Source organism: Mesorhizobium zhangyense (assembly GCF_011045115.1).
Lineage (GTDB): Bacteria > Pseudomonadota > Alphaproteobacteria > Rhizobiales > Rhizobiaceae > Mesorhizobium_M > Mesorhizobium_M zhangyense.
This window is the reverse complement of the sequence record NZ_JAAKZG010000005.1, coordinates 120,094-136,486: the sequence shown is the minus strand read 5'-3', so window position 1 is coordinate 136,486 and position 16,393 is coordinate 120,094. Positions and strand designations below refer to the sequence as shown.

Annotated in this window: 16 protein-coding genes; 8 read left to right on the top strand and 8 right to left on the bottom strand. The window is 62.4% G+C overall.

All coding sequences use genetic code 11. From position 1 onward, the window contains the following. Nucleotides 1-244: 244 nt before the first annotated feature. Nucleotides 245-2,074: a translational GTPase TypA gene (gene typA, locus G6N74_RS13490; RefSeq protein WP_165118132.1), complete on the bottom strand. Its 1,830-nt coding sequence runs from the start codon at nt 2,072-2,074 to the stop codon at nt 245-247. 246 nt (nt 2,075-2,320) lie between these two features. Between typA and G6N74_RS13485 the strand changes: the two genes are divergently transcribed. Then, complete coding sequence (locus G6N74_RS13485) at nt 2,321-4,036, top strand: adenylate/guanylate cyclase domain-containing protein (RefSeq protein ID WP_165118130.1); 1,716 nt, start codon at nt 2,321-2,323, stop codon at nt 4,034-4,036. 55 nt (nt 4,037-4,091) lie between these two features. Here the strand turns inward: G6N74_RS13485 and G6N74_RS13480 are convergent, their stop codons facing one another. Both G6N74_RS13480 and G6N74_RS13475 read right to left on the bottom strand, forming a co-directional pair. Continuing rightward, nucleotides 4,092-5,675, bottom strand: a complete 1,584-nt coding sequence (locus G6N74_RS13480) for an alkaline phosphatase D family protein (protein WP_165118128.1) — start codon at nt 5,673-5,675, stop codon at nt 4,092-4,094. A gap of 123 nt (nt 5,676-5,798) precedes the next feature. Then, complete coding sequence (locus tag G6N74_RS13475) at nt 5,799-7,856, bottom strand: M3 family metallopeptidase (protein WP_165118126.1); 2,058 nt, start codon at nt 7,854-7,856, stop codon at nt 5,799-5,801. Nucleotides 7,857-8,004: 148 nt separating this feature from the next. On the opposite strand from G6N74_RS13475, the gene G6N74_RS13470 reads away from it, so the two are divergent. Next, a complete protein-coding gene (locus tag G6N74_RS13470) occupies nt 8,005-8,481 on the top strand; it encodes a MarR family winged helix-turn-helix transcriptional regulator (protein ID WP_165118124.1) in 477 nt (158 codons plus the stop codon). Then, complete coding sequence (locus G6N74_RS13465; RefSeq protein WP_165118122.1) at nt 8,478-9,710, top strand: multidrug effflux MFS transporter; 1,233 nt, start codon at nt 8,478-8,480, stop codon at nt 9,708-9,710. The genes G6N74_RS13470 and G6N74_RS13465 overlap by 4 nt, the downstream gene beginning before the upstream one ends. 3 nt (nt 9,711-9,713) lie before the next feature. On the opposite strand, the gene G6N74_RS13460 is transcribed toward G6N74_RS13465, so the two are convergent. From G6N74_RS13460 to G6N74_RS13440, 5 genes are read right to left on the bottom strand one after another with little or no spacing between them, the layout of a single operon-like run. Next, nucleotides 9,714-10,127: a nuclear transport factor 2 family protein gene (locus G6N74_RS13460; protein ID WP_165118120.1), complete on the bottom strand. Its 414-nt coding sequence runs from the start codon at nt 10,125-10,127 to the stop codon at nt 9,714-9,716. A gap of 42 nt (nt 10,128-10,169) precedes the next feature. After that, nucleotides 10,170-10,814: a carbonic anhydrase gene (locus tag G6N74_RS13455; protein WP_165118118.1), complete on the bottom strand. Its 645-nt coding sequence runs from the start codon at nt 10,812-10,814 to the stop codon at nt 10,170-10,172. A 50-nt stretch (nt 10,815-10,864) separates the two neighbouring features. After that, entirely contained in the window at nt 10,865-11,641 is a 777-nt protein-coding gene (locus G6N74_RS13450) for a DUF429 domain-containing protein (RefSeq protein WP_165118116.1), read from the bottom strand. Next, complete coding sequence (gene pdxY / locus G6N74_RS13445; RefSeq protein WP_165118114.1) at nt 11,638-12,522, bottom strand: pyridoxal kinase PdxY; 885 nt, start codon at nt 12,520-12,522, stop codon at nt 11,638-11,640. The genes G6N74_RS13450 and pdxY overlap by 4 nt, the downstream gene beginning before the upstream one ends. Before the next feature lie 4 nt (nt 12,523-12,526). After that, nucleotides 12,527-12,781, bottom strand: a complete 255-nt coding sequence (locus G6N74_RS13440; protein ID WP_165118112.1) for a hypothetical protein — start codon at nt 12,779-12,781, stop codon at nt 12,527-12,529. Between the two features lie 165 nt (nt 12,782-12,946). Between G6N74_RS13440 and G6N74_RS13435 the strand changes: the two genes are divergently transcribed. The 5 genes from G6N74_RS13435 (at nt 12,947) to ppa (ending at nt 16,385) form a co-directional block, all read left to right on the top strand. Beyond that, entirely contained in the window at nt 12,947-13,570 is a 624-nt protein-coding gene (locus G6N74_RS13435; RefSeq protein ID WP_165118110.1) for a LemA family protein, read from the top strand. A 100-nt stretch (nt 13,571-13,670) separates the two neighbouring features. Then, nucleotides 13,671-14,507 (top strand): TPM domain-containing protein, encoded by an 837-nt coding sequence (locus G6N74_RS13430; protein WP_165118851.1) that lies wholly within the window; start codon nt 13,671-13,673, stop codon nt 14,505-14,507. Continuing rightward, complete coding sequence (locus tag G6N74_RS13425; protein WP_165118108.1) at nt 14,508-15,152, top strand: TPM domain-containing protein; 645 nt, start codon at nt 14,508-14,510, stop codon at nt 15,150-15,152. Nucleotides 15,153-15,241: 89 nt separating this feature from the next. Then, nucleotides 15,242-15,748 (top strand): GNAT family N-acetyltransferase, encoded by a 507-nt coding sequence (locus G6N74_RS13420; protein WP_165118106.1) that lies wholly within the window; start codon nt 15,242-15,244, stop codon nt 15,746-15,748. Nucleotides 15,749-15,848: 100 nt separating this feature from the next. Then, nucleotides 15,849-16,385, top strand: a complete 537-nt coding sequence (gene ppa / locus G6N74_RS13415) for an inorganic diphosphatase (RefSeq protein WP_091908882.1) — start codon at nt 15,849-15,851, stop codon at nt 16,383-16,385. Nucleotides 16,386-16,393: the final 8 nt, after the last annotated feature.

The following is a 16,393-nucleotide window of genomic DNA, read 5'->3' as shown; positions in this document are numbered from 1 at the left end:
GCCGATTGCGGATGAAGCGCACCAGCGTTTTCTCCCCCCTTGAGGGGGAGATGGCGCAAAGCGCCAGAGGGGGTCGGTCAAGGCAGCGCTGGACACAAAGGAGCGTCGAGCACTGCCGCAGCGACCCCACCCGGCCCTACGCTAGGGCTCCGGGCGTTCGTCACTCGAAAAGCCAAATCGTTGGCTTTTCGTTCGCTTCGCGAACCGCTCCTCACCCCCTCAAGGGGGAGGGTGAATTCAGTGCTTAAGCAGCCCCTGCCGTCTTCGATGACTTCTCGAAGCGCTTGCGCTCGTTCGGGTCGAGATAGAGCTTGCGCAGGCGGATGGTCTTCGGCGTCACTTCGACCAGTTCGTCGTCCTGGATCCAGGCCAGAGCACGCTCCAGCGTCATGCGGATCGGCGGGGTCAGCTTGACGGCCTCGTCCTTGCCGGCGGCGCGGATGTTGGTCAGCTTTTTGCCCTTCAGCACGTTGACCTCGAGGTCGTTGTCACGGCTGTGGATGCCGATGATCATGCCTTGATAGACCTTGACGCCGGCTTCGATGACCATCGGGCCACGATCTTCTAGGTTCCACATGGCAAACGCCACCGACTCGCCCTGATCGTTGGAGATCAGCACGCCGTTGGTGCGGCCGGGCAGCTCGCCCTTGTAGGGCTCGTAGGCATGGAATAGGCGGTTCATCACTGCCGTGCCGCGCGTGTCGGTGAGCAGTTCCGACTGGTAGCCGATCAGGCCGCGCGTCGGCGCGTGGAAGACGATGCGCTGGCGGTTGCCGCCGGAGGGGCGCAGTTCGACCATTTCGGCCTTGCGCTCCGACATCTTCTGCACGACGACGCCGGCATGTTCTTCATCGACGTCGATGACGACTTCTTCGACCGGCTCCAGCAATTCGCCGTTTTCGCCCGTCTGCATGACGACGCGCGGACGCGACACGGCAAGCTCAAAACCTTCGCGGCGCATCGTCTCGATCAGAACGGCCAGCTGCAATTCGCCGCGGCCGGATACGAAGTAGGAGTCCTTGTCCGCCGATTCCTCGATCTTCAGCGCAACATTGCCTTCCGCTTCGCGCAGGAGGCGGTCGCGGATGACGCGGCTGGTCACCTTGTCGCCTTCGGTGCCGGCAAGCGGGCTGTCATTGACGATGAACGACATGGTGACGGTCGGCGGATCGATCGGCTGGGCATGCAGCGGCTCGGTCACGGCCGGATCGCAGAAGGTGTCGGCGACGGTGCCCTTGGAAAGACCGGCAATGGCTACGATGTCCCCTGCCTGCGCCTCGTCGATCGGCTGGCGCTCAAGCCCGCGAAAAGCAAGGATCTTCGATACGCGCCCGGTCTCCACGACCGTCCCGTCATTGTGCAGCACCTTGACCGGCTGGTTCGACTTCAATGTACCAGACTCGATGCGCCCGGTGATGATGCGGCCGAGAAACGGATTGGCTTCGAGCAGCGTGCCGATCATGCGGAACGGGCCGGGGTGGACCGTCGGTGCGGGCACATGCTTGAGGATCAGGTCGAACAGCGGCGCCAGGCCCTGGTCTTTCGGCCCCTCCGGGTTTTCCGACACCCAGCCATCGCGGCCCGAACCGTAGAGGATCGGGAAGTCGAGCTGCTCGTCGGTGGCGTCGAGTGCGGCGAAGAGATCGAACACCTCGTTGACGACCTCGACATGGCGCGCGTCGGGGCGGTCGATCTTGTTGATGACGACGATCGGCCTGAGCCCAACCTTCAGCGCCTTGCCGACGACGAACTTGGTCTGCGGCATCGGGCCTTCGGCAGCGTCGACCAGCACGATGGCCGAATCCACCATCGACAGGATGCGTTCCACCTCGCCGCCGAAATCGGCGTGGCCGGGCGTATCGACGATATTGACGCGCGTGTCCTTCCAGTCGACCGAGGTCGCCTTGGCAAGGATGGTGATGCCGCGTTCCTTTTCGAGATCGTTCGAATCCATCGCGCGTTCGGCCACGCGCTGGTTTTCTCGGAACGAGCCAGCCTGCTTGAGAAGCTGGTCGACAAGGGTTGTCTTCCCATGGTCGACGTGCGCGATGATCGCGATGTTGCGAAGTTTCATGTTTTCACTCGGGAGGGTTGCGGGCACAGCCTGGCGACGCGCCGCGTTTCATTTGCGCGCGCTCTTACATGGTTTTTCGCAATTGCGAAAGGGGGACGGCGCAGGGCAGCCATGCAAGGCGCGGTTTCGTGGCGTTTTCCAGCCCGGATAACCGCGAATTGACCGGAAGTGACGGCAGGCGCTTATTGACTGTAAAGCACGCAGCCTTAAACCCTGTGTTCCAGGCGAGGAGCGAAACAACAGCATATGGCCGCACCGCAATTATCGCAGGCCCCGGTAAGAAGACTACTTTCCGACAGGAATTTGCGGACAGCGCGGCTCGTCTCCGGCATGGTGCTGATGTCATTCGTCACCATGCATCTGATGAATCATGCACTCCTGCTGATCTCGCTGCCGGCGGCGGAGACCATGCGTCCTTGGTTCCTGCTGATCTGGCGCAATCCTCTGGGTACTGTCGCGCTCTATGGCTCGGTGTCCGTCCATTTCGCGCTGGCGCTGCTCTCACTCTACCGCAAGCGCGGGCTCATCATGCCGATGCGCGAGATATTCCAGATCGTTCTCGGCTTCGCCATTCCGCTGCTGATTGCCGAACATGTCATCGGAACGCGGGTTTTTCACACATTGACCGGCGTCGAGGACAGTTACCGATATGTCCTGCGAACGCTCTGGGTTGCCTCTCCCATAGGTGGGGTGAGGCAGTCCGTCGCCACGATCGTAATATGGGTGCATGGCTGTCTCGGCCTTTATTTCTGGCTGCGTTACCGCCATTGGTACCCGCGGGTCGCGCCCTGGCTGCTGATTGTCGCCGTGCTTGTTCCGGTACTGGCGCTGCTCGGCTTCGTCGAAGGCGGCAGGACCATCGCTTCGATCGGGGCAACGCCGCCGCCCATCAACGCGCCGGTCATCGCCGCCGACAAGCAGATCAAGGAAATGCTGATCCGAAGCGTTTATCTCGGCTTCGGCGGCCTGCTCGCCGGCGTGTTCGCGCTGCGCGCACTGCGAGCGTACCGGGAAAGGCGCAACCTCATCGAGGTCCGTTATTCCGACGGTCATGTCGTTCGCGTTGCCCGGGGATACAGCGTTCTGGAAGCAAGCCGTGTCGGCGGCATCCCGCATTATGCGGTCTGCGGTGGCAAGGGACGCTGCTCGACCTGCCGGATCAAGGTTTCCGAGGGTCTGGAAAATCTGCCGTCGCCCAATTCAGTCGAGCAGGCAACTCTCAAGCGGCTGGGGGCCGATCCGGACGTGCGGCTGGCCTGCCAGCTGCGCCCGACCGGCAATGTCAGCGTGACGCCGCTGCTGGTGCCTGACCGCAATCGCCTGCTCCTGCCCGGACAGCCGGTGATACCGGGCCGCGAAAGGGAGGTCGCGGTGCTGTTCTGCGATATCCGAAATTTTACCGGCCTCGCCGACCATCGCCTGCCCTTCGACATCGTCTTCCTTCTCAACCGCTATTTCGCCATGGTCGGAAAGGCTGTCGAACAGGCCGGCGGCAGGATGGACAAGTTCATCGGCGATGGCGCCATGGCCCTGTTCGGCGTGGACACGACCAATGTCGAGGCGTGCCGGCAGGCGCTTGCCGCCGCAGCCGCCATCATCAGGGATCTCGAGCAGCTCAATGACGATCTGGCCGGCGAGATAAGCTCACCGCTTCGGGTCGCGATCGGCATCCACGCCGGCCCCGCGATCGTCGGCGCGATGGGCTACCGCGATGTCATGGGCGTGACGGCGGTCGGCGACACGGTCAATATCGCCAGCCGCCTCGAACTGGCAGCCAAGGAGTTCAACGCCACGGTCGTCGTCTCCGAAACGGTCGTTCAGCTGTCCGGGCTCGACCTGTCCACCCTCGAAATTTGTGACATCGACATTCGCGGACGGGCACTGCCACTCAAGGTGCGCGTCGTGCCTCAGGGTACGACGCTTCCCATCGCCGCGCAGAAGCCTGCAGCCGACGCAGCATAATCGCGAAGCCGACGGCCGATCGATCGTGACCGGCCATCGATAATCCGCTGAAGACTCAGGCCGCGCGAACCGGATCGAGCGTCATCTTGTAGAGTTCGTTGTCCTCGCGATCCATCAGCCGCACGGTCAGTTGCTCGCTGGCGCCGTCGATATCGACAAGGCCGAAGAACTGCAGGCCGGCCGATGGCGGCAGGTTCTGGCCCTGCTCGGCGCTTGGCGCCTTGATGAATTTCAGTTCGGGGCCGAAAGTCATGTCGAGGTCGTTCGGCCCGAAAGTGCCGGAATGGAGCGGGCCGGAAACGAACTCCCAGAACGGGCTGAAGTCCTGGAACTGCGCCTTGTCCGGGTTGTAGTAGTGGGCGGCCGTATAGTGCACATCCGCCGTCAGCCACACCGTGTTGTCGATGCCGGCATTCTTGATGAAGCGCAGGAGATCGGCGATTTCCAGTTCGCGGCCCTTAGCCGGACCGTTGTCACCATTGGAAACGGCTTCGGCGCCCTTCTTGTCCTTGCCATTGTCCCAGACGACCACGCCCAGCGGCATATCGGCGGCGATCACCTTCCAGGTCGCCTTCGAATTGGCCAGTTCACGCTTCAGCCAGCGGATCTGCTCTTCGCCAAGGATGCGGGCCTCCGGCGTCAGCGTATCCAGCATCGACTCGGCCTCGCCGTTCGGACCTCGATAGGAGCGCATGTCGAGGAAGAACACGTCGAGCAGCGGCCCATAGGCTATCTTGCGATAGACACGGCCGGGTTCTGCCGGCGTGAAGCGGATCGGCGTCATCTCGTGGAAGGCGCGGCCGGCGCGGGCCGACAGCAGCGCGATCGACTTTTCCGTATAGCGGTCGTCCGCCATCAGGTTCTTCGAGCTTGACCAATTGTTGGTGACCTCGTGGTCGTCCCACTGGAAGAAGGTCGGGCAGATGGCGTTCAGCGCCAGAACGTTTTTATCGAGAAGGTTGTATTTCCACTGGCCGCGATATTCGTCCAGCGTCTCGGCGACCTTGCGCTTCTCGTCGATCAGCACCGTGTTCTTCCACTTGGTGCCGTCCTTGAGATCGACCTCGTCGGTCATCGCGCCGTCGGCATAGATGGTGTCGCCGGAATGCAGGAAGAAATCGGGCGTGTGCTTTGCCATGGTGGCGTAGGTCTTCATGCCGGTCTCGTCGATGCCCCAGCCCTGGCCGGCGGTATCGCCCGACCAGGCAAAGCGGATGTTGCGCCTGGAGGCCGGTGCGGTGCGGAAGCGCCCGACGATCGGCTCGGACACGGTATTGATGTCGGAAAGGTCAGCCGCCGTCATGCGATAGAATATGTCCTGATCGGAAGCGAGATCGGTAAGCAGCCGTTTTACGGTCAGATCGCCATCCGGCAGGGTGTTGAGCGGCGCAAGCCTTGTGGCATTGGCAAAATTCTCAGTCGAGGACACTTCGAACATCACGCGCGCCGGACGGTCGGTGCGCGTCCACACCATGCCGGAAGTCGCATCGACATCGCCCGACTGGACGCCATGCGTGAAGCTCGGCCGTGCATTGGCGCGGGAATAGAAGGGCATGGCGAGGCCCGAGGCGCTGACGATGCCGGCAGCACCTGCCGACGCGACGAAGGCGCGCCGGGAAAGGCGAGCGAACTTGTTCATGGCTGTCTCCTGGATGGCGTGAACATTCGGAAGACAGCCATCGCCCCTGCATGTTGCAGGGCGATTGCGGTTTGATGAATTTTCGATGACGGTTCAGCGATTGTCCGCCGTCGAAAGCGCCGGTCAGATCAGCCCACGCTTCTCCATCATCGCGTCGGGCGTCGGCATCTTGCCGCGGAAAGCCGTGTAGAGCTCTTCGGGATCGGCCGAACCGCCCGCCGAATAGATGTATTTGCGCAGCCGCTCGGCCATTGCCGGATCGAAGGCATTGCCGGTTTCCTCGAAGGCGGCGAAGGCGTCCGCGTCGAGCACTTCCGACCACATGTAGGAATAATAGCCGGCCGAATAGCCTTCGCCGGAAAACACGTGCTGGAAATGCGGTGTGCGGTGACGCATGACGATCGCATCCGGCATATGCAGCTTTTCCAAGGTCTCGGCCTCGAAGGCGAGCGGGTTTTCCGGCGCATCGGGCCGCGCGTGATAGGCCATGTCGACCAGCGCCGAGGATGTGAACTCGACGGTATTGAAGCCGGCCCCGAAGGTCCGCGCCGCCAGCATCTTATCGAGCAGCGCCTTCGGCATCGGCTTGCCGGTCTTGTAGTGCAGCGCGTGTTTTTCCAGAACCTCCGGCACGGTCAGCCAGTGCTCATAAAGCTGCGACGGCAGTTCGACGAAATCGCGCGAAACCGACGTTCCTGCAACCGAGGGCCATGTCACGTCGGTCAGCATGCCGTGCAAAGCGTGGCCGAATTCGTGGAACAGCGTCTTGGCCTCATCAAGCGACAGAAGTGCTGGTTCGCCCTCCGCCGGCTTGGCGAAGTTCATGATGTTGTAGATGATCGGGGTCGAGCCCTTGCCAAGCTTGTAGCCCGATTGTAGCGCGCTCATCCACGCGCCCGAGCGCTTCGAAGGCCGGGCGAAATAGTCGGCCAGGAACAGGCCGCGGAAACTGCCATTGGCATTGCGCACCTCGAAGACGCGCGCATCCGGATGCCAGGCCGGAATGCCCTGCCGTTCGACGAAGGTGACGCAGAACAGGCGCGTCGCCACATCGAAACAGGCCTTGATGACGCGCTCAAGCTGCAGATACGGCTTCAGCTCGGCTTCGTCGAAGGCATATTTCTCGGCGCGCAGCTTTTCCTGATAGTGGCGCCAGTCCCAGGCGGCCAGCTTCTCATTGCTGCCTTCGGCAGCGGCGATACGCTGCAAGTCGATCTCGTCGGCGGCTGCCTTTTCGCGCGCCTTGTCCCACACCGGCTCCAGCAGCGACATGACCGCAGCCGGCGTCTTGGCCATCGTGTCGTCGAGCTTCAGCGCCGCAAAGCTTTCATAACCGACGAGCTTCGCCTTTTCGGCGCGCAGTTCCAGCGTCCTCTTCACCACCGCGCCATTGTCGGTCGCGCCGCCATTCTGGCCGCGCATCGTGAAGGCGCGGAACGCCTTTTCGCGCAGGTCGCGGCGCTGTGAGAATGTCGTGAAGGGTTCATAGATCGAACGGGACAAAGTAACCGCATAGCGGCCCTTCTGGCCGTGCGACTCGGCTGCCTGAGCCATCGAGCTTTTCAGGAACTCCGGCAACCCGGCGAGATCGCTCTCGCCAAGGAACAGAACCCAGTCGCGCTCGTCGGCCAGCACATTCTGGCCGAATTTCGCGCCGAGCGAGGCAAGCTCTTCATTGATCGCAGCAAGCCGCTTCTTGCCTTCCGCATAGAGCTTGGCGCCGGCGCGGACAAAACCTTTCCAGCTTCGCTCCAGCACCCGCAGCGTCTCGGGGTCCAGGTTGAGCGATGCCCGGCGCTCGTAAAGATCGTCGATGCGCGCAAACAGCTTCTCGTTCATCGAGATCGCCGAGAAATGCCGCGCCATTTTCGGCGAGATATCGCGTTCCAGCGCCTGGATGTCCTCATTGGTGTGCGCGCCGGCCCGGCACCAGAAGATCGAGGAGACGCGGTCGAGCGCATCGCCGGCAAGTTCCAGCGCCTTCAACGTATTGTCGACCGTCGGCCGGTCCTCGCTGTTTGCGATCACATCGATTTCTGCCGCATGAACTTTCAGCGCCGCATCGAAAACGGGTCCGAAATCGCCATCGCCGATACGAGAGAAGTCCGGCAGGCCGAGCGGCCCGTTCCAAAGCGTGAGGGCACTGTTCTCAAGATCGATGGCGGCGGCTTCGGAAGACATGGCTGCCCTTTCATAAGTTCAAAGAGATCGCGTCGATGAATATGGCGAACCCGACCGATGTAGGGCGGACCTTCTTTTCGCGCAACTCTTGACGTGCCGTCGGTCACTTAATAAGACAAACTTATAATAAGGTGAGCTTAGTATATTCATGCCCTACAGACCCGATCCGGACAGCTTCGGCTTCCTCGTCACCGACGTGGCGAGACTGATCCGCTCCGAAATGGACCGGCGCATCGGTCTGGCAGGTCTCGGCCTCACCGCCAGCGAGGCGCGCACGCTGACGCATGCGGCCCGTGCCGGCGCCGTTCGCCAGAACGTGCTGGCCGAGCGCATGGGCGTCGAGGCCATGACCTTGAGCGGTGCACTCGATCGCCTGGAGGCGCGCGGCCTGGTCGAAAGGCGCCCCGATCCGACCGATCGCCGCGCCAAGCTCGTCCACCTCACGGAAAAGACCGACGAGATACTTTCCCGGATTGCGCCGATAAGTGCCGGTATCCGCGCCGACGTTTCGCTCGGCATCGACCCGGACGACTGGAAGCGCCTGATCGATATGCTGAAGACCACGCGCGCCAATCTTCAGGCCATCAAATCCGAAGCGTCCGGCGAAGAGAGCGACGCGGCATGAACATGCAGCCTCCCCTCGCGTCCGCTCCGGTGATGAGCGAGCGTCGCACCGCGCTGATCGGCGCGCTGATGGTCGCCATCGGCCCGGTTTCGATGGCTCTGTTCACCCCTGCCATGCCCGGGATAGTCCATGCTTTCGGCACCACGGAAGCAGCGGTAAAGATGACGATGTCGCTCTATTTCGGCGGCTTCGCATTCGCTCAACTGGTCTGCGGTCCACTGTCTGACGCTTTCGGTCGCCGCCCGGTTACCATTGCCTTCATGGCAATCTATCTCGCCGGCAGCATTTTCGCGCTTCTGTCCCCGACCATCGAACTGCTGATCACCGCGCGGTTCCTGCAAGGCATCGGAGCAGCGGTCGGCGTCGCGGTGTCGCGCGCATTGGTGCGCGATCTTTTCACCCATGAGCGCTCGGCGCGCATCATGAACCTGATCGGGATCATCCTCGCTATCGGACCCGCCTTCGCACCGACGCTCGGTGGCTTCACGATGGAACTCTTCGGCTGGCACGCGATCTTCCTGCTGATGGTCACGATGGGCATCGCCATCGTGCTCGTCACCATATTCGCCATGCGCGAAACGGTGATGCGAGACACATCGCTGCTTCGCCCTGTCCAGATCGTTCGCTCTTACGGCTCGCTTTTCAAGAACCCATATTTCATGCTGTCGAGCCTCACCATCGCGGGAACCTCAGGCGCGCTCTATGCTCAGGCGACAATGCTGCCCTTCATCATGATGGAACGTGTCGGCCTCACGCCGACGGAGTTCGGTGTCGGCATGTTGATCCAGTCACTGAGCTATCTCTTCGGATCGCTCGTGCTGCGTGCTTTTCTTGGCCGCTTCGGCGCGTTCCGCATGGTGCCGATCGGCCTTGTCTTCGTCGGCGTTGCCAGCCTGGCGACCGCGTTGATCCTGCGCCTTATGGAACCGTCCTTCATGGACGTCATGGGGCCGGTTGGCCTCTATGCCTTCGGTATCGCCTTCGTCACGCCGGCGATGAGCACTGCGGCCATGGCGCCCTTCCCGCAGAATGCGGGTGCCGCCTCCGCCATGATGGGCTTCCTGCAGATGGGTTTCGGCCTGCTCGGCGGCACCTGCGCCGCGTTGATCGGCGACCCGGCAATTGCCATGGCCACGATCGTTCCCGTGATGGGCCTTACAGCAATCCTGTCATGGACTTTCTGGCAGCGTTTGCCGGAGCCCGCACTTCTCGCCAAGCACCGGCACTAAGTCTCAGTAGGCTTCGCAGTTCTCGGCAAGACGCATCTGGACATTTTTCGCAATGCGCTCACCTGAAATCGCGAATGTCTCACGCATGAGCACGTGATTGGCCGGGAAATCGTAGCAGGCGAGAACCATCGTCGCGCCTTCCGTTACGCCTTCGATCCTATAGCGGACCACGAGGCCGTGGGCGGCCTCCCGCCATTCGTCCAGCGAAGCGAGGAATTCGGGCTTGGACTGCACCACGCCAAGGTCGAGCAGTTTCATCTCGGCATCTTCGGCCAGCAGGCTGGAAAGCGTATCCTCGTCAACAGTGACAAGTGCGGCGTACCAACGCTCCACCACCGCCTCATCGGCGAATGCGGGAAGGCCGGGAAAAAGCAGGACCGTGGCCAGAAACGTTGCCGTCAGATGCTTGCCTGTCATCCTGTCCTCCGCTCTATCGCCCTGATGAGAGGTGGAAGGATCTCACTCGGCTTCCGGCCGCTCGAAATCGCCGGTTTCGCTGTTCATCACCCAGAGTTCGCCCGTGGAAATGTCGAACCAGGCGCCATGCAGCGTGAGCCTTCCCTTGCCCTCGAGGATTTTCACACATGGGAAGGTCCGGAGATTGGCAATCGAATAGCGGATCGATATCCGTTCCAGCGAAGTTTGCCGCTCGGCCGCCGTCATCATCGTATTGCTCGAAACGGACTCCGCGGCAGGCGCCAGCAGGCTCATCCAGCGGCCGATGAAATCGCCGGGCGAAAGCGGCAGCGCGTCCGAATCGAGGGCTGCCTTGATGCCGCCGCAGCGTCCGTGGCCCATGACCACGATGTTCTTGACCTTCAGCGCCTGCACCGCGAATTCCAGCGCTGCAGAGGTAGAATGATATTCGCCGTCAGGCGCATAAGGTGGCACCAGATTGGCGACGTTGCGCAGCACGAACAATTCGCCCGGACCGGCATCGAAGATGATTTCAGGCGCCGAACGCGAGTCGCAGCACGCGATGACGAGCGTTTCGGGCGTCTGGCCGTCGCGGGCAAGATCGCGATAACGGGTGGTCTCGGTCTGGAAGCGACCACTCATGAAGTTGCGGTAACCGGCGAGCAGCTTTTCGGGAAGATGCGTCATGCCAGACGCATTAGCGGCAACGCGGGATGCGATCAACGTGAATCATCGCGTCATGCCCAAATGGCCACAAGGATGCCGTGGTCGTCGTGGCCGGGCGGATCAGGAAAGGAGATGGCTTCGCCGCGCGCAAAGCGTTCGGCAACCAGCATCACTGCGGCCGCATCGAGAAAATCGTCCTCGGCAGCGCCGCGCGGCGGTGCTTGATCGAGAAAGGCGCGTGGCAGGTCGTGGCGAGCCAGAAGCGTCTTGCGCTCTTCCATGCCTGCGGGATTGACGCGACCCTTGATCTTCTTGGGCAACGCCATCGCCTGCCGCCCGTTCAATTGCCAGAAAGACACCTCGGGATGGGACTCGACGATTCTGCTTCGCAGTTCCGGACGCGCGATCAGCAGCCCGTCCAGTTCTCGGATCTTGGAAAAGATGCCGAATGCCTGGATGGAAACGCCGCGCGGCGGATCGGATGTTTCCCGCGCCACAGCGCTTGCCCGGGCGTGCGCCCCGTACCAGGCTTCAAGCGTGGTGAAATCGGCGGTATCGGCATAGAGGGCAGCCCGCGACGGGATGGAAAATACGCTCGACTGCCGTTGGCCGAGCAGCGGCCGCACCAGCGTCTCCGGCCCACGTCCACCTCTGGCGGAAAAGGCCGGCAGGCCGATCGGCATATCGACCGCAATTGCAGCGTCAGCAGGAAACGCCTCAAGCAAGTCCGTGAATGCCTTGAAGACAGCAGCCTCGGGCTCACCACTGGCGCGAAGCGAAACGGCTACCCAGCCGGCCTTGCAGCCATCGACGCCGACAACCGTCCGGGCTGCAGGCGAGTTGCTCAAGCCCGGCGGCCCTTGCCGGGATGCATCAGATGGCGAAGCTGCACCATCGCCATGGGGTGCGACAGGCTCTGCGCGTCGGTTTCGAGCTGCAGCTCGTCGCCGCCGCGCTTGGCCGTCCGCGCCAGGATTTCGAACACTGCAGCCGTGGTCGATTGCAGCGCCTTTTCCACCGGCTGGCCGCCGAGCAACCGCGCCAGGAACACGGCGGCGGTGAGATCGCCGAGGCCGTTGGGAGGCCGGTCGATGATGCGATGCTCGGCCAGCAGCGCGGCACTGGGCGTCAAGAGCAGGTTGCCGGTGCTACCGGCCATCATCGCCGGCGCCGAAGTCACCAGCATCATGTCGGGACCGACCTGCTGGGCTGCCGCCATCACCGATTTGATGTCTTCGAGCTTGGTCCCGGTCAGCCATTCCAGCTCGTAGCGGTTGGGCGTGGCGATATCGGCAATCGGCAGCAGCACGTCGCGCAAGGCGATCGCCAGTGCCTCGGGCACATAGAGCCCACCGAGATCGCCCATCACCGGGTCGCAGATATAGGTCGCCTGCGGGTTTTTGGCGCGCACCGCCTCCACCAGCGAGGCCACCGCTTTTGCCTGCTCGGCATTGCCGAGATAACCTGACAGCACGCCGGCAACCTCGCCTAGCCAGGGTGCCCGCTCCAGATCCTTCATCAGCGCGGAAAACTGTTCCGGCTCCGGCACGATCCTTGTGGCGCGGCCGTGGCCGGGATGCCAGGGCAGTGTCACGGTCGGCACCGCCCATACGGGATAGCCAAGCGTTTCCAGCGCGAAGACGGCGGCGCGGTTTCCCACCGAACCGCGCACGACATGGCTGGAAATGACGATGACGGCGCGCGGCGCGTCGGCAGTTTCGGAATTCATGAAATCAAGCGCCCCGCACCAGAAACATTACCAGCCAGGCCAGAAGCCCGACGCAGATCACCAACCCGAGCACACGGCCGATGCGCGTGCCGAGATGGTCGACCCAATCCTTTTCATCGACGTCTGCAGCCGAGACGTGATCGCGGGCGCGTTTGACCGTACGCGAAACCAGCGACGAGCCGCTGCTGTCGGCCTCGCGCGCAATACGATCGAGAATGCGCCGTGATTCGGCGCTACTGTCCTTGTCCCGGTCTGCCACGTTTAAAATCCTTGTTCCCGCGGAGTCTACCGCGTTCGCATATCCATTCACAGTCCGGAACCCGCCTGACATCATGGTTGTTAAGCACCTGGGTTCACAACCCGTTTCCTTATGCGGTGATTGTGATACTTCTTGCGCGTCCGATCATGATCCAGGGGATATTCCATGTTCGCCCAGCGCCTTATGCCATTTCCAACCATCCGCATGCTTCCCGCATTCCTGTTGATGGCGATCGCATTGCCGTTTCTGGCCGGCTGCGGCTACAACACCATCCCCACGAATGAGGAAAAGGCCAAGGCGGCCTGGAGCGAGGTGCTGAACCAGTACCAGCGCCGTGCCGACCTGATCCCGAATCTCGTCGAGACTGTGAAGGGCTATGCCTCCCATGAAAAGGACGTGCTCGAAGGCGTAGTCGAGGCGCGCGCCAAGGCAACGCAAATGACGCTGCCGCCCGAGGCGCTCAACGATCCGGCAAAATTCAAGGCCTTCCAGGACAGCCAGTCCGGCCTGACCAGCGCCCTGTCGCGACTGCTGGCGGTGGTCGAAAACTATCCCGACCTGAAGGCCAACCAGAACTTCCTCGCTTTGCAGGCGCAGCTCGAAGGCACCGAGAACCGCATCGCGGTTGCCCGCCGCGACTACATCGAGGCCGTGAGGGTCTACAACACGACGCTAAAAACCTTCCCGTCCCTCATCTGGGCCAAGCTGTGGTTCACCAACAACCAGCCCTTCCAGAACTTCACCGTGCCGGACGACAAGATGGAAGTGCCGGCGGTCAAGTTCAACTGAGGCCAAGAGCGGCCGAGGCAGCCAGGGCTGTGTATTCGATTGATCCGAGGCAGCGATGATTGACGCCGGCGCCAGATGGCAACGCGCTCTTCCGGCTCGCATGGGCCGGCAGGCGCATTTCCTTGTCGGCCTGCTCTTTGCGCTTCTGGCTTTCTGTGCCGTTACCCAGGCCGCCGAGCTGCCGGCCCTGACGGGCCGCGTTGTCGACAGCGCCGGCATGATGAGCCCGGCTGAGCGCGCCGCCCTTGAACAGAAGCTTGCGGCATTCGAGCAGAAATCCTCCGACCAGATCGTCGTCGCCACCATTCCGAGCCTCGACGGCGAGGAGATCGAGCCCTACGCCAACCGGCTGTTCCGCGCTTGGGGGCTGGGTCAGGCTGGCGAGAACAACGGCGTCCTGCTGCTCGTCGCGCAAGCCGACCGCAAGATGCGCATCGAAGTCGGCTATGGACTTGAAGGCACGCTGACCGACCTGCACTCGAAACTCATCATCGAAAACACCATGGTTCCGGCCTTCCGCGCCGGAGATTTTTCCGGCGGTATTTCGGGCGCTGTCGACGACATCACCATGGTTCTCGAAGGCAACGCTGCCGAACTCGAAGCCCGCGCCAAGCGCAACCAGAGCGACGATTCCGAGCCGGTCGACATCGCGCTGGTGATTTTCCTGCTGATCTGGGGAACGTTGTTCTTCGGCGGCTTTGCCATAAACATCCTGCCGCCGATGCTTGGCACCAAGATCGGACCCGGCCGCTACAGATGGCTCGGCATGGATTTCAACTATGGCACCGGTTCGGGCCGGTCGTCGCGCGGCGGCTGGACTTCGGGCGGAGGAGGCTGGTCATCCGGTGGCGGTGGCGGCGGCTGGTCGTCGGGTGGTGGCGGCTTTTCCGGCGGTGGTGGCTCGTCGGGCGGCGGCGGATCATCGGGGAGCTGGTAGATGCAGACACCGGTACAAACCATGAGCGCCGAAGACCACGCCCGCATTGCCGAAGCGATTCGCGCCGCCGAAAAGGATACGGCCGGCGAAATCTACTGCGTCGTCGCACGCTCCAGCGACAGCTATTTCTTTCCGGCCGGCTTCATGATCCTTGCGACGATCCTGGTCCTCAGCCTGCTGGTCGCCTTCGGGCTCGAATATTGGTGGGTCAGCGTTCGCGCGCCGGTTTTCGTCGCGGCGCAATTGCTGGCAGCCGCCAGCGCGCTCATCCTGCTGTGGCTGGTGCCATCCCTGCGGATTCTGCTGGTGCCGCGCGGCCTCCGCTACCGTCGCGCGCATGGCAATGCCTCGAAGCAATTCCTTGCCCGCAATGTCCATCTGACCACAGAACGGACCGGCGTTCTGATCTTCGTTTCACTGGCCGAGCGCTATGCCGCAGTCGTCGCCGACGCTGGCATCAACCAGCATGTGCCGCAGGAAGCATGGGACGACGTCATCCGCGAACTCACGGAACATGCCAGGCAGGACAGGTTGCCCGACGGTTTCGTGCGGGCAATCGCAACGGTCGGCAGCATGCTGGTTACCCATTTCCCGATCAGCACCGACGACGTCAACGAACTCGACGACCATCTGGTCGAGATCTGAAAATCTGTCAGGAGCTTGTTAAAAGCGGGCCATCGGCGATCATCGCTTGCTTGCCATGACCACAGATCAGCGGCTATGGTTAACGAACCATGAAGACGCTGAGCATAGACATTCGAAAAGCGGAACCGCACGACGCAGATGACATCGCCGATGTCCATCACGCCGCATGGAACGGCGCTTATGCCGGCATCATCCCGCACCGTGCTTTGAACGCGATGATCAACCGGCGCGGCAGCGCATGGTGGGCCAATGCGATTCGTCGCGCTGCGACCGTTCTGGTGGTCGAGATCGGCGGCAAGGTTGCCGGCTATGCGACGGTCGGACGCAACCGCGCCCGCGACCTGCCGCAGCAGGGCGAGATATACGAACTCTATCTGCGTCCCGAATATCAGGGCGTCGGCCTGGGTAGCCGGCTGTTCGCCGCCGCCCGCGAAAAACTCGCCGACCATGGCCTGAAAGGCATGGTCGTCTGGGCGCTGGAAGACAACGCCAACGCGGTGGCCTTCTATGCCGGCGCCGGCGGCCGCGATGTCGCCGAGGGCGTGGAAGTTTTCGACCAGAAGGCATTGCGCAAGGTCGCCTTCGTCTGGGACTGACCGGGTCCGAAAGATTCTGTCACACAAAGAGATGTTTGGCGCAGTTGCGCGCAGCGCGTCGGCCCGCTATTCGGTGCGCCGAAACGGAGATTTTCCCACCATGCGCATCGAAGCGATTTCCACGGGCAACAACCCACCTGAAGACGTCAACGTCATCATCGAGGTTCCGGTCGGCGGCGAGCCGATCAAATACGAGATGGACAAGGAATCCGGCACGCTGTTCGTCGACCGCTTCCTGCACACGCCGATGCGCTATCCCGGCAATTACGGCTTCGTCCCGCACACTCTGTCGGGCGACGGCGATCCGATCGACGTTCTGGTCTGCAACACGCGCGCTCTGTTTCCGGGCTGCGTCATCAATGTGCGCCCTATCGGCGTGTTGGTGATGGAAGACAATGCCGGCGAAGACGAGAAGATCATCGCGGTGCCGATGCCGAAACTGACGCGGCGCTACGAAAACGTCTTCGAATACAACCAGCTGCCCGAGATCACGCTGCAGCAGGTCCAGCACTTCTTCGAGCACTACAAGGATCTGGAGCCCGGCAAGTGGGTCAAGATCGGCGGCTGGCACGATTCCGCCCGCGCCAAGCAGATGATCGCCGAAGCGGTAGAGCGCGGTAAGGCTTCGAAGGCGTAAGCCTCCGT

What these genes read in the sequence shown, in the direction of transcription:
- G6N74_RS13460 (WP_165118120.1), bottom strand. Translation starts at nt 10,127, where the DNA reads ATGACAGGCAAGCATCTGACGGCAACGTTTCTGGCCACGGTCCTGCTT.
- G6N74_RS13465 (WP_165118122.1), top strand. Translation starts at nt 8,478, where the DNA reads ATGAACATGCAGCCTCCCCTCGCGTCCGCTCCGGTGATGAGCGAGCGT.
- G6N74_RS13420 (WP_165118106.1), top strand. Translation starts at nt 15,242, where the DNA reads ATGAAGACGCTGAGCATAGACATTCGAAAAGCGGAACCGCACGACGCA.
- ppa (WP_091908882.1), top strand. Translation starts at nt 15,849, where the DNA reads ATGCGCATCGAAGCGATTTCCACGGGCAACAACCCACCTGAAGACGTC.
- G6N74_RS13470 (WP_165118124.1), top strand. Translation starts at nt 8,005, where the DNA reads ATGCCCTACAGACCCGATCCGGACAGCTTCGGCTTCCTCGTCACCGAC.
- G6N74_RS13455 (WP_165118118.1), bottom strand. Translation starts at nt 10,814, where the DNA reads ATGACGCATCTTCCCGAAAAGCTGCTCGCCGGTTACCGCAACTTCATG.
- pdxY (WP_165118114.1), bottom strand. Translation starts at nt 12,522, where the DNA reads ATGAATTCCGAAACTGCCGACGCGCCGCGCGCCGTCATCGTCATTTCC.
- G6N74_RS13480 (WP_165118128.1), bottom strand. Translation starts at nt 5,675, where the DNA reads ATGAACAAGTTCGCTCGCCTTTCCCGGCGCGCCTTCGTCGCGTCGGCA.
- G6N74_RS13430 (WP_165118851.1), top strand. Translation starts at nt 13,671, where the DNA reads ATGGGCCGGCAGGCGCATTTCCTTGTCGGCCTGCTCTTTGCGCTTCTG.
- typA (WP_165118132.1), bottom strand. Translation starts at nt 2,074, where the DNA reads ATGAAACTTCGCAACATCGCGATCATCGCGCACGTCGACCATGGGAAG.
- G6N74_RS13485 (WP_165118130.1), top strand. Translation starts at nt 2,321, where the DNA reads ATGGCCGCACCGCAATTATCGCAGGCCCCGGTAAGAAGACTACTTTCC.
- G6N74_RS13435 (WP_165118110.1), top strand. Translation starts at nt 12,947, where the DNA reads ATGTTCGCCCAGCGCCTTATGCCATTTCCAACCATCCGCATGCTTCCC.
- G6N74_RS13475 (WP_165118126.1), bottom strand. Translation starts at nt 7,856, where the DNA reads ATGTCTTCCGAAGCCGCCGCCATCGATCTTGAGAACAGTGCCCTCACG.
- G6N74_RS13425 (WP_165118108.1), top strand. Translation starts at nt 14,508, where the DNA reads ATGCAGACACCGGTACAAACCATGAGCGCCGAAGACCACGCCCGCATT.